Annotated in this window: 14 protein-coding genes; 3 read left to right on the forward strand and 11 right to left on the reverse strand. The window is 41.9% G+C overall.

The window, feature by feature from the left end; translation table 11 throughout:
- Positions 1-6 precede the first annotated feature (6 nt).
- The 6 genes from HRR27_RS00125 to HRR27_RS00150 all read right to left on the reverse strand — a co-directional run bounded on the left by HRR27_RS00125 (position 7) and on the right by HRR27_RS00150 (position 5,882).
- The gene (locus tag HRR27_RS00125) at positions 7-636 is read right to left on the reverse strand and encodes a DUF429 domain-containing protein (protein ID WP_173269121.1); all 630 of its coding nucleotides are present in this window, start codon (positions 634-636) and stop codon (positions 7-9) included.
- The gene (locus tag HRR27_RS00130; RefSeq protein WP_173269123.1) at positions 636-1,316 is read right to left on the reverse strand and encodes a cupin domain-containing protein; all 681 of its coding nucleotides are present in this window, start codon (positions 1,314-1,316) and stop codon (positions 636-638) included. The genes HRR27_RS00125 and HRR27_RS00130 overlap by 1 nt, the downstream gene beginning before the upstream one ends.
- A 113-nt stretch (positions 1,317-1,429) precedes the next feature.
- Positions 1,430-2,596, reverse strand: coding sequence for a DUF3800 domain-containing protein (locus HRR27_RS00135; RefSeq protein ID WP_173269125.1), 1,167 nt, complete (start codon positions 2,594-2,596; stop codon positions 1,430-1,432).
- 94 nt (positions 2,597-2,690) lie between these two features.
- Positions 2,691-3,380, reverse strand: a complete 690-nt coding sequence (locus HRR27_RS00140) for a TIR domain-containing protein (protein ID WP_243830853.1) — start codon at positions 3,378-3,380, stop codon at positions 2,691-2,693.
- A gap of 76 nt (positions 3,381-3,456) precedes the next feature.
- Complete coding sequence (locus tag HRR27_RS00145; protein WP_173269127.1) at positions 3,457-3,942, reverse strand: GNAT family N-acetyltransferase; 486 nt, start codon at positions 3,940-3,942, stop codon at positions 3,457-3,459.
- A 281-nt stretch (positions 3,943-4,223) separates the two neighbouring features.
- Positions 4,224-5,882 (reverse strand): 2-isopropylmalate synthase, encoded by a 1,659-nt coding sequence (locus tag HRR27_RS00150; protein ID WP_425086059.1) that lies wholly within the window; start codon positions 5,880-5,882, stop codon positions 4,224-4,226.
- 167 nt (positions 5,883-6,049) lie between these two features.
- Between HRR27_RS00150 and HRR27_RS00155 the strand changes: the two genes are divergently transcribed.
- Together HRR27_RS00155 and nhaA are read left to right on the forward strand one after the other, a co-directional pair.
- Positions 6,050-6,511: an Lrp/AsnC family transcriptional regulator gene (locus tag HRR27_RS00155; protein ID WP_173269129.1), complete on the forward strand. Its 462-nt coding sequence runs from the start codon at positions 6,050-6,052 to the stop codon at positions 6,509-6,511.
- A gap of 140 nt (positions 6,512-6,651) precedes the next feature.
- Positions 6,652-8,034 carry a Na+/H+ antiporter NhaA gene (nhaA, locus tag HRR27_RS00160; RefSeq protein WP_197905418.1) on the forward strand — a complete coding sequence of 461 codons (1,383 nt, stop codon included), beginning with the start codon at positions 6,652-6,654 and terminating at the stop codon, positions 8,032-8,034.
- A gap of 172 nt (positions 8,035-8,206) precedes the next feature.
- On the opposite strand, the gene HRR27_RS00165 is transcribed toward nhaA, so the two are convergent.
- The gene (locus HRR27_RS00165; RefSeq protein ID WP_173269131.1) at positions 8,207-8,992 is read right to left on the reverse strand and encodes an MlaA family lipoprotein; all 786 of its coding nucleotides are present in this window, start codon (positions 8,990-8,992) and stop codon (positions 8,207-8,209) included.
- 10 nt (positions 8,993-9,002) lie between these two features.
- Positions 9,003-9,932: a hydrogen peroxide-inducible genes activator gene (locus HRR27_RS00170; RefSeq protein ID WP_173269133.1), complete on the reverse strand. Its 930-nt coding sequence runs from the start codon at positions 9,930-9,932 to the stop codon at positions 9,003-9,005.
- Between the two features lie 484 nt (positions 9,933-10,416).
- Between HRR27_RS00170 and HRR27_RS00175 the strand changes: the two genes are divergently transcribed.
- On the forward strand, positions 10,417-11,016 hold the full coding sequence (locus HRR27_RS00175) for a nitroreductase family protein (RefSeq protein ID WP_173269135.1): 600 nt from the start codon (positions 10,417-10,419) through the stop codon (positions 11,014-11,016).
- 114 nt (positions 11,017-11,130) lie between these two features.
- Here the strand turns inward: HRR27_RS00175 and HRR27_RS00180 are convergent, their stop codons facing one another.
- The 3 genes from HRR27_RS00180 to HRR27_RS00190 form a co-directional block, all read right to left on the reverse strand.
- Entirely contained in the window at positions 11,131-11,472 is a 342-nt protein-coding gene (locus HRR27_RS00180) for a hypothetical protein (RefSeq protein ID WP_173269137.1), read from the reverse strand.
- Positions 11,473-11,497: 25 nt separating this feature from the next.
- Positions 11,498-13,141, reverse strand: coding sequence for an acetolactate synthase large subunit (locus HRR27_RS00185; protein ID WP_173269140.1), 1,644 nt, complete (start codon positions 13,139-13,141; stop codon positions 11,498-11,500).
- Positions 13,142-13,299: 158 nt separating this feature from the next.
- Complete coding sequence (locus HRR27_RS00190) at positions 13,300-13,923, reverse strand: thiol:disulfide interchange protein DsbA/DsbL (RefSeq protein ID WP_173269142.1); 624 nt, start codon at positions 13,921-13,923, stop codon at positions 13,300-13,302.
- Between the last annotated feature and the right edge of the window lie 5 nt (positions 13,924-13,928).

Raw genomic sequence — 13,928 nt, forward strand, 5'->3', positions numbered from 1 at the left:
AACCCCTCACAAAATAAAATCCGGCTGGCCAATAATCTCTGACTGAATCTGCCAATTAGACAGGTTACGACTAAGATTGTAAGCACTTAGCATGGCGCTTAACGCCATTAAATCGTGATCTGATCGAATGTTCGGTAAACGCATTGAATCTGGCAAACATCGTGCTAATTGCTCGTAAATACTCTGAATGGCTTGCGGCTCGGTTTTGATTTTTTGCACCAACTCATAATCGATTCCAGAACAAACCAGTGCCGCCCCCGGGTGGGTTTCAAACAGCTGAATTTGCGAAAATTCTCGGCAGATCTCTTTCAAGCGCAGACCTCGCAGAGTCAGGTAAGCCATGCGCGTCATGGTCGGCGCCATGACTCCAATTTTTTTAAAACCTTGTTGATTTAAATGCTGACGCAATGCTCGGTCAATATCGCGAAAACCGCCACCGTCTTGATAGGTTAAAGGTGCGTCCGCAGCAATAAAAACCGCTTGATCAGTCGGTAGCAGCTGCAAAATCTCGATAATTTTTTGGTCATTGCAATCGTTGTATAAAGTTATTGCAGAATCCGAGAGCAGACAAAGGCTAGTATCTTGTGCATTAGACGGCCCTGAGAGGTCGATACCGATGCAAATAGGCATAGACACTACAGGTGCCCTACCTTAACCAAAATAAGCGTTTCCTGCTCGACAAACGGATGATGCCGGCTTTGATGGGGATTGCGTAACCAAGTGCCTTTCGGATAAACACCCTGCTCGTCGGCAAACTCGCCACTGAGCACCAAAATTTCTTCACCGCCCATATGAATATGCGGCTGGAAAACTTCACCCGCAGGCCACCAGACCAGGGCGGTATGCTCGCCTTTAAAACTGTGCAGTGGTAAAACCTTTAAATTGCCCTGCCCCGGTTGCCATTGCGCGCTTTCTGTCTGAATACGCACGGATTCACTATCGTCGGCATCAAAATGATCCAGCTTTACAAACAACGTACAGCCCTGCTTGGAAAATGGCGAATGCCGTGAATTCGGTGGATTACGCAAATAACTGCCGGCAGGATAGTCACCGTTTTCATCAGAAAAGACACCTTCCAAAACAAAGATTTCTTCACCTAATGGATGTGAATGTTCAGGAAAGTAACTACCCGGCGCAAAACGCACAATACTGGTCGTTCTGCCACTCTCCAACGACTCTCGCTCTAAAGGTTTACGAAATACCTTTTTAGACGGACTTTCCAACCAAGGATGGTTTGCAGTATTGGCGACAACCCGTTCCGACAGATCCATATTCAACGGTGCGGTATCGGTTTGATATTGGCTAGCAACAGACATAATCGTTAATCCTTACAAAAGACGTTTCTAGGATTCTACGATAACTGATTTGTGAAAAGACTAAAGAAAGTTTGGATTTCAAACTCCTTGCAACGGGCAGTTAACGCTAAAGTTCAGCCGCGCCGCTTTTTGGCGTCGGCTGGAACGCCTTGTTGGGCGCTTACGGTCATACCTTCCAGTCTTCTCTTTTCATCGAGAGCCATGAGCTCTCTGCCTTTTTTCATTTGCTCTTCTGTTGGCTCCGGCAAATCTTCAAACCACTTTTCCCACCTTGATGCTATGGCATTAATAGAAATTTCATCAGTTCTGCTTTTATGCATTTGCTTTTGAATGATTGGATATGTTTCTGGTGCTAGTTCTTTCTCTTCCATTAAACGTTTAAATATCCATAGATACACATCCACCAACTCAAGACCAGCACTATCAGTACCTGCTTTAAATGAAATTGGTATTGTCGGCATGCCTTTAAAGCTAATTTCGGGCAACCCTGGGCCAGTAACCATTGGAACATCCCGAGCTGATGCGTAAAATTCAGCTAGCGTTTTTTGCGCTTTATTAAATTGAGACTGTTGATCGACTGTAATTTGAGACGCTTTCTTGCCGTTTTTCAGTAGGCGCAACGTAATTCCATGCATTACAGACTGAAACCCGATTAGATTTGGCGTGATAGAAAGCATGTCCTTTTTTCTTTTTGCGTTGTAGTAAATCGCGGAGGGGTTATTTTCAGCCCAATTTAGAGTGTCGTAGATTAATGTTCTTGACCTTTCATCTGGCAATTCTCCGACTCTGCCTTTAATTATATTGCAGACTTCTACTAAGCCAGATTCTGCTTTTTGATCATTAAGCTCTATTCTTGCGTTCCATGCTTTTTTTAGTGTTTCCTCGTCAAATAAATATGCCAGTTTTAGCAAAAGGACGTAACGCATTGGCGTCCAGTAACCTGACCACGTAATTGCCGGATTTAGGCCTTGATCAAAAACCTGGTCGAAAAAACTTATTAATGCATGATCGGCTTTTGCCACTCTGTAGATATCAAATCTGAGATCATGCCTTTTCTGTAGGTTATATATTTCCGTTGATATTTGCGCTATTCCAGCATTACCTAACTCATTTGCATGCAACCTGTTTACGCCTAGTCGTTTTCTAAGCGCACTTAGCGTGTTCTCAGCTAATACATCAATGTTGACCCTACTAGACAATACACCGTAGTAGAGAATCGGTTGATTTTCGTCAAAAAGGTTTGTGCCTGTATGGCCGCTTTCATCAACGTAAAAGTACAAACTTGCTTTCCTTATTTACGCCCAACGCCGTGCTCTGGGGTAAACCGAAGCGCAGCGTAGGTTTGTCCCTAGCAGCACTTTGTTAAATGGCAATTTAGATGCGAGCAACATCAATGTTATACCCTTGAGCACACATTTCTTTTGCCAGAATTAAACCTGCCTCTTTAGCAAGGTCATCTTTGAATGGGATATATATTAGCCCTTGGATATCTGAAGGGCGCTCCATGTTTTCTTGTTGCTTAAGGAGAATCGCCACCCGCTTTCGGCCTAATTTAGAAAGCAACATACCGAGTTCGAGAACCACATTTTGCCTCGCCCTGTACGCCGATTCATCTGGGTGTTCAGACCGATGCCCTTTATCATCAGGTGTTGCCAAAACGACCGCAAATTGAACATCGGCCGTATAGGCTTCCAATTTTTCGATAATAGTTTGACCTTCCGATGGCAGCTGATCAAGGATTAGAGGCTCCATACCCCAGCGCCGCAGCATTGCCTCTAACTGGGTACGAGCTGGCTCATCATGACCATAAACAACGAAAACTTTATTATTACCACGTACGATGCCTGCTGCTGGCACGGCTGCAGGTTGACCACCTGGATTAAGACCAAGCAATGCTTTTACATTGTCCTGCTCTTTACCACCAACAACTATCTTTCCTGAATCGTATACATTCACCGATGAGCCATTGGTGAATTTAATTTGCTGCCCATAGCCAATGGCTTTTATTTCATCAACCATATATCCATTGGCAACAAGTATTTCCTGTACTTTCTCTAAATCCACTCAAAAATCTCCTATTGCCATTTAACGACTGGCATAAGCGGAAGCCGCGTAGCGGCTGTCCGACTTTATGCTTTTGTTATATCTTATTTATTAATTTTGTATATGAGTAAGCGGGCTCCCCCGAAAAAGAATCTGTACATTCTCTAGGATCGCTATTAAATACTTTCGATACCACTTTTTGTGATGGTATGTTTGTTCTGCTAACAATGGCCTCTAAATAAAAGCTATCAATGTCATTACTATTAAATGTATGAAGGCTAAATTCATCAATAGCTTTGGTTAGAATATCGGTTGCAAACCCTTGATTACGATACTCCACGGGAACAGCATAACCTACACCTAAACAAGTTCGTCCCTCTAGGGGTTCAGCAAGGACTAAAACACAAAATGCTATGATTTTACCGCCTTCAATTCGAGCATAACTAAACCTGTATTCTTCATTGGGCCTATCGAATAGGAAGTTGATTTCAGGATGTAGCTCACATTGCGTCATTTGAACCAATTTATTATCAAGAGCTTTCTGTAACTCGTTTAAACCATCATGAGGGTCGGTCATTTCCATAATTTAGAACCATTTTTGAGATATAACTATTATTAGACATCCTAAATGCTATATATTGCGTGTGTCAATCATTGTTTTTGTCGCCGTTTTATATAATTATTTCGTAATGTAATTTACACTAACCTACTGTTTTTGTTAGAGAATAAAGGTGTCAGAGTAAAATTAATTTGTGTAATTTACTCTAAATTTTATTTTTTGAGCATTATTAAAACAAAAAAGCAGCATTTCCCGTTAGAAAATACTGCTATTCGGAGTGGTTTAGTTATAGATGGTAGGCGATTTTAGCTCGCCATAATGCCTTTAAGCGTGGCTTGAATCATCGCTGAAACGGTGTCTTGTGCGGTGGCGACGCCGACTTTTTTGCCTTCATCGGTTTGCAGAAGTACATAGGCAACTGCAAAGGCGTCTTTGCCGTTGGACATATTTTCCATGTGCACCGCATGTTCAGCGTAATCGACGACATCTATGCTTTTGCCGGTTTTTTGCTGATAGGCATCACATAAAGCGCTTAGGGTGCCGCTGCCATTACCCGACCAAGTTTCACCGTCAAACTGTAAACTTATAGTTTCAACATCGCCGTCTCGATTGACTTGATACGATTCGATGCGGTTATTCAATTGACCGAATTTATAATAGGTTTTGAAGGCGGCAAACAGATCAACATGACTGACCACGCCGCCCTGCTCTTCTGCCAATTTTTGTGCCGTTCCGGCAAAATCCATCTGCACCCATTTCGGCATATTCAAGCCGTATTCCTGTTCCAGAATAAAAGCTGAACCGGCTTTACCGGATTGCGAATTAACGCGAATAATCGCTTCGTAATCGCGACCGATGTCTTTCGGATCAATCGGCAGATAAGCGACATTCCAAGGTTGATTGTCTTGCTGTTTAAGCAAACATTTACGAATCGCGTCTTGGTGACTGCCCGAATAAGCGGTATAGACCACATCACCAACCCAAGGATGACGCGGATGAGTTTGAATTTTGGTGACTTCTTCGACCACTTCAACCCATTTTTCCGGATTATTGAAATCCAGCTGTGGGTCAATTCCTTCGCTATATAGGTTCATCGCCAAGGTGACAATATCCATATTACCGGTGCGCTCGCCATTGCCTAGCAAGGTGCCTTCAATGCGATCCGCCCCCGCCAATAGCGCCAATTCGGCAGCCGCCACCGCACAACCACGGTCGTTATGGGTGTGAATCGAAATCAATGCCGCATCGCGATTTGGCAAATTGCGAATGAAATACTCGACCTGATCGGCAAAACGGTTGGGCGAGTTGCTTTCCACGGTTGCCGGCAGGTTCAAAATACAGGGTTTATCTACTGTCGGTTGCCAAACCCCCATTACCGCCTCGCAGACTTCGACCGCGTAATCGGTTTCAGTTTGCGAAAAACTCTCTGGTGAGTATTGGAACACCCATTCGGACTGTGGATTTTCAGCAGACGCTTTTTCGGCGTATTCCTGCACCCATTTTGCGCCCTGCACCGCCATCGCTTTGATTTCGTCTTTGGACTTTTCAAAGACATTTTCGCGCTGCACGATTGAGGTGGTGTTATAGACGTGAATTACCGCCTTTTTAACGCCCTTTAATGCCTCGTAGGTGCGCGCAATCAAATGTTCACGCGCTTGCACCAAGACTTGCACATAAACGTCGTCAGGGATGCGATTTTCGTCAATTAGGCGGCGAGTAAAATCAAACTCCGGCTGCGAAGCCGACGGAAAACCAATTTCGATGGTTTTAAAGCCTATGTCCACCAACTCATGCCAAAGTTTTAGCTTCTGCTCAACATTCATTGGTGTGGCTAGAGCTTGGTTACCGTCACGTAAATCGACACTGACCCAAATCGGCGCTTTTTCAAGATGGTTATTCGGCCACTGGCGGTCGGGTAAATTAGGTGTTGGATTACGGCGATATTTGGCAGGATTCATTGTCATTTTGGTATTCCATGCGAATTTTTTAATCTTGGCATTATTTTACTGCGCGTAACACGCATTTTTATTGCAAATAATTGACTTATAAAGTCTATAATCACAATTAAATTCTAATTAAACTAAATAATTCGCAGACTATTGCGAAAAATTAAAGATTATTGATAGTAGCGATGAAATTAGACCAATACGATAAAGCGATTTTAAATGCCTTGCAAAATCATGGGCGTTTAAGCAATCAAGAGATCGCCGATCAGATTGGGTTATCGCCTTCTGCCTGTCTGCGGCGTTTTAAAGCCTTGGAAAACAGTGGCATTATTCGCGGTTATTTAGCGCAATTAGATGCAAAAAAACTGGGCTTGGATTTGATGGCGTTGGTGCATATTTCGATGGATAAGCACACCAAAGAGCGTTTTGAAGAGTTTGAACGCGAAATTCAAAAATTGCCGAATGTGATTGAATGTTTATTACTCACCGGACAAAGTGCCGACTATCAACTCAAAGTTGTGGTGAAGGATTTGGACGCTTATCAAGAATTATTGCTGAATAATCTTACCAAGATTCCGGGGGTGAGCGGCGTACATACCAGTTTTGTGTTACGTAAGGTAGTCTCTGGTGGCGCTTTACCACTATGAAAATGACACCGAAAAAACCACTGTGGCAAAGGGGAACTCCTTAACCCTATAAAAAATAAATAAATTCAGTAAAATACCTTCCGATATAAATTTTTTTTATCTATGTTAATTTAAGTTTCCTAGAAACACAGGAATGTTATATGAAAATGCCCTTTTCTAAAAAAGAGTATCACCTAGAATCGCCTTGGGAAAGGCCATTCACTAAAATCATAACGCCATTTGAATCTTTTTTGCATCATCAGATGACCACTGGTTTGATTCTGATTTTTATGACCATTTTGGCGCTTTACCTAGCGAATAGTGCCGCTTATGCGGAAGCTTATCAGCACTTTTTTCATACTTATTTTGGTATGAGCTTTGGTGATGCTGAAGTCAAATTAACACTGCACCACTGGATTAACGATGCGTTAATGGCGATTTTCTTCTTCCTTGTCGGTTTAGAAATTAAGCGCGAAATGATGGTGGGTGAATTATCCGATCCGAAAAACGCGATTCTGCCGATTGGTGCTGCGGTTGGCGGAATGGTCTTCCCTGCGCTGTTTTACGTCTATTTCACTTACGGTACCGAAGCAGTCAATGGTTGGGGTATCCCAATGGCAACGGATATTGCGTTTGCTATTAGTGCCTTGATGATTTTGGGTAAACGCGTTCCGCCAGCGCTGGTAACGTTCTTAGTTGCTTTGGCTATTGTCGATGATTTGGGTGCAGTCACCGTTATTGCCCTCTTTTACACTGCAGATCTGAATTTATTTGCTTTAGGTACAGCATTTGCGCTTTTCGGTTTGCTATTGGCATTTAATCGTTTTGGTATCCACCGTGTTTTACCTTATGCGATTGTTGGTATTTTGATGTGGGCGGCAATGCTTTCATCTGGTGTACACGCAACGATTGCAGGTATTTTGACTGCTTTAGCGATTCCTGCGCGTCCAAAATTTAATCCACACTTTTTCAGTGACCATATGGATGATTTAACCGAGCAATACAAAAAACATGACAAAAAAGATGAAAATTATATGTTGTGTGAAAACCGCGAAGGGATTTTAGCGGAAATGGAAACCAGCATTAAGCGCGTACAACCACCGCTTAACCGTTTAGAACATGGTTTGCATTTACCTGTCGGTATTTTAATTATTCCGATTTTTGCTTTAGCGAATGCCGGTGTTGCCATCAATTGGTCAGAAATGGATACCTTATTGATTGAGCCAGTTGCTGCTGGTGTTATCAGTGGTTTGGTACTCGGTAAGTTAATTGGTATTTTTGGCGTCGCGTGGTTAATGATTAAATTTGGAATTGCCCGTCTGCCATCCGGTTCGAGTATGAGTCAACTATTTGGTACCGCTTTCTTAGGTGGAATTGGTTTTACCATGTCGATTTTCATTGCTGAACTGGCTTGGGTTGATCCAGGGATTATGTTAGTTGAAGCCAAAACCGGTATTTTATTTGCGTCTGTTATCGCTGCGGTAATTGGTCTAACTTGGTTACGTTTTATTGCTAAGCCAGCCCCGGATTATAAACCGGAATAAGTTCGCTTTTTAAGTGCCATAAAAAACCCGCTTAGGTTCTTAGCTAAGCGGGTTTTTTTATGGTTAAACCAAATTTTACGGTCCATAAGCTTTTGCGAGGTATTACAAATCACTACCTTACTCAGTTAAATTCTTATATTTTTGAAATCAATTGAGTTTATTTTGCGTATTTTTAGTCAAAATTAAAGTTATCTAATGCTGGAATTGGCGGTTTGCCATTGTAAAGCTCACCCATTCGCAACTGAATATAGCTCTCACGCGCAAGCTCATAGGCCCCTACTTGTTCAATTAGACCATCAAGTAACGGACTTACTTTGGTATAGGAAACGAAGCCTGAAGCAGCAAATACGGAGGTGCGTTGTTCATCAGATAAATCGACTTGTTGATAAAATTCCAAAGGATCTGCAATACTTTGTGCACTATTTCCTAAAAAACCTCGTGTTGTTGTTGGCCCCAACAGCGGCAATACTAAATAATTAGATTCTGGCCAAATCCCCCATACAAACAAAGTTTGTCCAAAATCTTCGTTTTTAGAAGCCAATCCCATTTCAGTAGCAATATCTAAGATGCCAAAAATTCCTAGGGTACTGTTAAAAGCAAAACGCATCAGACCAGTTAACCCCCCTTCAACGTCACCTTGTAAAAAACTATTTAACATCGAAAAAGGTTCATTCAAATTATTCAAAAAATTTTCTACACCCAATCTGGCCGGGCGAGGAATTTCGCGATAAGCATTACTTAACGGTCGTCCAACACTGTCATGGAAAGCAAGATTAAAGGCGAACATCTCGCGATTGAAGTTAGCATAGGGATCTGTTTTGCTAATGGCTTCGTTGTTAACGATTTTGTTATCACTAGCCTTAACAGTGACATCGTGAAACAAGTAGTCGTACTCATTTGCATAGGATTTTGACTGCAAAAACATTAAAAACGCGAATAAAAATAGTATTTTTTTCATTTTTTTAGACTTAATTATCAATCGGAATAGTGCAAGGAATATTAATATTTTTAATAACGTTTTTTAAAACTTTTAATACTTCAGTGCGTGGAAAAGTTTTTCGCCAAGCCAAAGCAACCACTCTATTCGCATGGTCTTTATGGGCTAGTTCACGTATTTCAAATAAATCATTATCCCGCTCAGAAAGGGAAGTGCATGGGAAAATCGAGATCCCTGCGCCTGATGCAACCATATATCGAATCGTTTCTAATGAACTGCCTTCAAAGGTCTTTTGTAGACGATCGCTTTGATAGTTCATATGCAACAAGTTTGGGTAGGTTTCAACGACTTGATCACGGAAACAATGTCCAGCCCCCAATAACAATACGGTTTCATCTTTAATTTGGTTTAAAGAAATTTTGCCATCCTTGCCTGCCAAATTATGCTTTTTAGGAATAATTACCTTAAAAGGCTCTTGATAAAGCGCCATTGTTTCGATGTTAGGCTCTTGAAATGGCAAAGAAATTATCGCTACATCTAAATCTCCCGATTGCAATTTTTCTGCAAGGATGTGTGTGTAATTTTCTTCAATAATCAACGGAATATTGGCTGCTTGTTTGCTAAATTCAGGGATAAATTGCGGCAGCAAATAGGGTGCTACCGTGTAAATAGCTCCGATTTTCAATTGTGATGACAAATCACCTTGTGATTCTAACGCAATCGTTTTTATGTCATGGGTGCGTTCAAGAATCTGTTCTGCAAGAGCAATGACTTTTTTGCCTATTGGGGTAACGATCACATCTTGCTTACGTCGTTCAAATAAGATAATTCCTAATTCTTCTTCCAGTTTTTTAACCGCGACACTCAAAGTGGGCTGACTAACAAAGCAAGTTTCTGATGCTTTGCGAAAATGTTTTTCTTTAGCCACGGCAATAATGTATTTCAGTTCACTTAAAGTCATAGAAAAAATATTACCTGTTATTAATTTAACTTATATTGTGAGTAACGCGAGAGTGTTACTAAAATATTATTTGTAGTATATAAACCTTATTATTATTACTATTAGGGTTAAGATTTCTGTAGATAAATTGAGTTTACAGAAAAAAATCAATAACTTAACCAGTTATTAAGCTGTGTGTAGGGCTTTTTATAACCCATGTGAATAAAAGTGGGTGAAATGGGGATAACTTTTTGGATTTTTAAAAAAGCATTACTTATCCACAAAACAACACACCTTATCCCAAGGGTTGGTGCAAATCGGCTTAATTTTTTGTTTATGATACTGGCAAAGTACGGAATTTGCATGGTTTGCGGGCTTGTTAAGGACCGAAATGTTAAAAAATTTTTTTAAAAGTGTGCTTTTTCTAAGATTTGCTAGTAATCCATGCAAAAATTTCTAAAATGACGAAAATTGATTGTCATAACAGAGCGTAAAAAGGGATTGAATGAGTATCGACAAGACGGGATTATTGGAATTAATTAAATCGCGTAGAACGTGTTATCTGTTTAATCCGAAACAACAAATGCCGTTGACGGATCAGCAAATTGAAAGCTGTTTGGAGGCTGCGATTTGGGCGCCAAATCATAAATTAACCCAGCCTTGGCGGTTTTGGGTTCTTGGTGAACAGACTCAGCAAGATTTGGCGGCCGTGTATGCCTTGCTAAGAGCTGATAAACGGGCGCAAGCTGGGAGTGATAACCATCAAGCGATTTATGCCTCAGCCTTGACTAAATTTAATGAATTTCCTCGGATTATTTTAGTTGGGCAAATCATTGCGCAAGATGAAATTGTGCGTAAAGAGGATTATGCCGCTTGCGCGTGCGCTATTCAGAATTTGCAATTGATGGCATGGCAGGAAGGGATAGGAGTGCAATGGAGCACTGGGCCGATTTTACAGGCGCAACAGACTTATCAAGCAATAGGTCAATTGCCTGAACAGGTGGAATTAATCGGCGCCTTATATATGGGGCATTTACGCGGCGATTGTAGTGCGCAAAACGCTAAGCGCAAGCCGGTATCAGATGTGACTGAATGGCTTGTTTAACGGCTGCTAAGCGCTTTTTTTACAAAAGCATACCCTAGTAAACAAAAATGCCATAAAGGCCTTAAATTAGGCCTTTATGGCGTCTTTTTTAAGATTTAAAGTCTACTAAGATTCTTAGAGTTGAATCATGTCATCATCTTCAAATACGGGTGAGTTATTTTGACTAAGGTGACGTAAGCGCTTTTTGAATAACATGATGTTCTGCACTGGCTCAGGCAGGTCGGTAACCAACATTAAATCTTTGTCGATTAGGATTTGCACGATATCTTCAATCGAACGAATCATTTTTAAATCAAGGCGGTTTAGTAACTCGAAGATGATTTTTTGACTATTGTCGGATTCGGCAATAAAACGGCTTACTTCTGCATCGGTAATACTGATTTCTTTAAATCCGCTTTCTGGTGAAAATTCAATTTCGTTGATGCGGCCGTCAGCATCTTTTTTTACGTATAACATAACTTATCCTTTGAGCATGCTGTGCTCAGTCCTCGATTTCTGATAAAACATTGCCGAGAAGGGTGGTTAAACGATCGTTTTGCGAATAATCTACCGGGCAGTCGATTACTGTAACGGTTGGACTTTTTAACGCTTTTTGTAGCGCGGGTAATAGTTGCTCGGCTTTTTCGATACGCACTGCATCGGCACCAAATGATTGGGCATAGCGGACAAAGTCTGGATTTTTAAAATCGATGTAGGCGCTGCGCCCAAAGCGGCGGCGTTGTTTCCATTCAATCAGCCCGTATTGACTGTCGTTCCAAATCAAAATAACAAACGGTGTATTGCAGCGTAATGCGGTTTCAATCTCTTGCGAATTCATCATAAAACCGGCATCGCCGGTCACTGCAACTACGGCGCGATCGGGAAACGCCAGTTTAGCTGCTATGCCGCCTGGCACGGCTATTCCCATACCAGCAAAACCATTTGAAATGACACACGTATTGGGTTGGTCGCAACGGAACATTCGCGCCATCCACATTTTGTGCGCACCAACATCACTTATCGCAATGTCTGATGATTGCATGGCGGTGCGAAGATCCCAGATAATTTTTTGCGGTAACATCGGCCAGGCGTCACTGCGCGAGCATCGATTCATTTCGTTAATCATCGCTTGGCGCAAATTAAAGGCGATATGTGTCTCGGTAATCGGTTCTTTAATGGCTTTGCCAAGGGCTTTCAAATTGGCGCCAACATTGCCGATTAACTCAACGCTAGGAATATAGCTGTTATCAACTTCGGCCTTTTTGGTGTCGATATGAATAATTGTATGGCTACGGTTTGGGTTCCAAAGATGCGGATGATATTCGACCATATCAAAGCCGACACAAATAACTAAATCAGCAGTAACAAAACCGCCGTTTTCGTAATCGCCTTTTTGTAGACCGGCAGTTCCCATCGCCATTGGGTTATAGAATGGAATGACGCCCTTGGCCATAAAGGTGTTTACCACGGGGATTTTATGGGTGTCGATAAAGTGTTCAATGTCCGCTGTCGCTTTTCCGCGCAAAGCGCCGTTGCCGACCAAAATCAGTGGATTTTTTGCTTGGCTAACTAAATCGGCAGCTTTGGCAATCAGTTCGCGATCGGCAAAGGTTAGACGGTTTTCGCTAAATGGCAATGGCGTTTCATTGACATCCATTTCGGTGATGTTTTCCGGTAGGTCGATAAAAGTCGCCCCCGGTTTTTCCGCTTGCGCTAATTTAAAGGCTTTGCGAATGACTTCTGGGATGGTTTCTGGTTCAAGTACTTGTGTGGCGTATTTGGTAATAGGTTTAAACATGCTGACCAAATCAACCACCTGATGTGATTCTTTGTGCATCCGCGTGGTTGCCGCCTGACCTGCAATTGCAACCAGTGGGGCGTTATCCATATTGGCGTCAGCAACGCCGGTGACTAAGTTTGTTGCTCCAGGGCCAAGAGTTGATAAACAAACGCCGGGTTTACCGGTTAAACGTCCATAAACATCGGCCATATACGCTGCACCCTGTTCGTGACGCGTGGTGATAAAGCGAATTTTGGAATCGAGAAGGGCATCCATTATGTCGAGATTTTCTTCACCAGGAATGCCGAAAATGTATTCAACTTCTTCGTTTTCCAAGCATTGCACAAACAGTTCAGCGGCTTTCATAAGATTCCCATTTGGTATTTTTTAGACGATTTTATCGAATTTTGAAGGGGTTATTATGAATTGTCGTGCATAAAATGACTAGAAAAAGCTGAATTTATATTGATGGCAAATAAGGAGGCGAGGTTAAGAAAATTTTAACCTCGCGGAGTAATGACGAATTATTTATCGGTTAGCTGGTTGACCACATCCCATAGAGCTTCTCGGCTTCCTGCCATAGGTACGTCGGTTAGGTATTTACCGTTAACAATTAACGCTGGTACACCTTCTACTTCGTATTGACGAGTCAACTTACCTGCCTGACGGACGTGCTGTTGAACAGTAAAACTGCTAAACATGTCTTTATAGGTTTTTTTATCGACACCAAATTGGTTATAGAAATCAGCCAAGGCATCGACGTTAAACAAGGGTTTTTTATCGCGGTGTAAGGCGTCAAAAAACGGTTTATGCGACTGTTCTAAAACGCCCAATTCTTGTGCAGTAAAGAACACTTGAGCCATGAAAATCCAATTTGGGTTATTAAACACCACCGGCATACGCTTAAATTCAATCTCTTCCGGCTTGGTTTTCAGCCATTGGTTTAAGCTCTCTTCCAAGTGATAACAGTGCGGGCAGCTATAACCAAATACTTCGACCACTTGTTTTTTCGCTGGAGCGATGGAAACAGGGGATTTTAGTATTTTGTAATGCACGCCAGTCATCAGTTCGACTTTCGCCCAACTGTTTGGCGCGAGTAACGCCAAACCGGTTAGTCCGATGGATTGTAGGAAGTGACGACGATTCATAGCCA

Source organism: Thiosulfatimonas sediminis, assembly GCF_011398355.1.
Classification (GTDB): Bacteria; Pseudomonadota; Gammaproteobacteria; order Thiomicrospirales; family Thiomicrospiraceae; genus Thiomicrorhabdus; species Thiomicrorhabdus sediminis_A.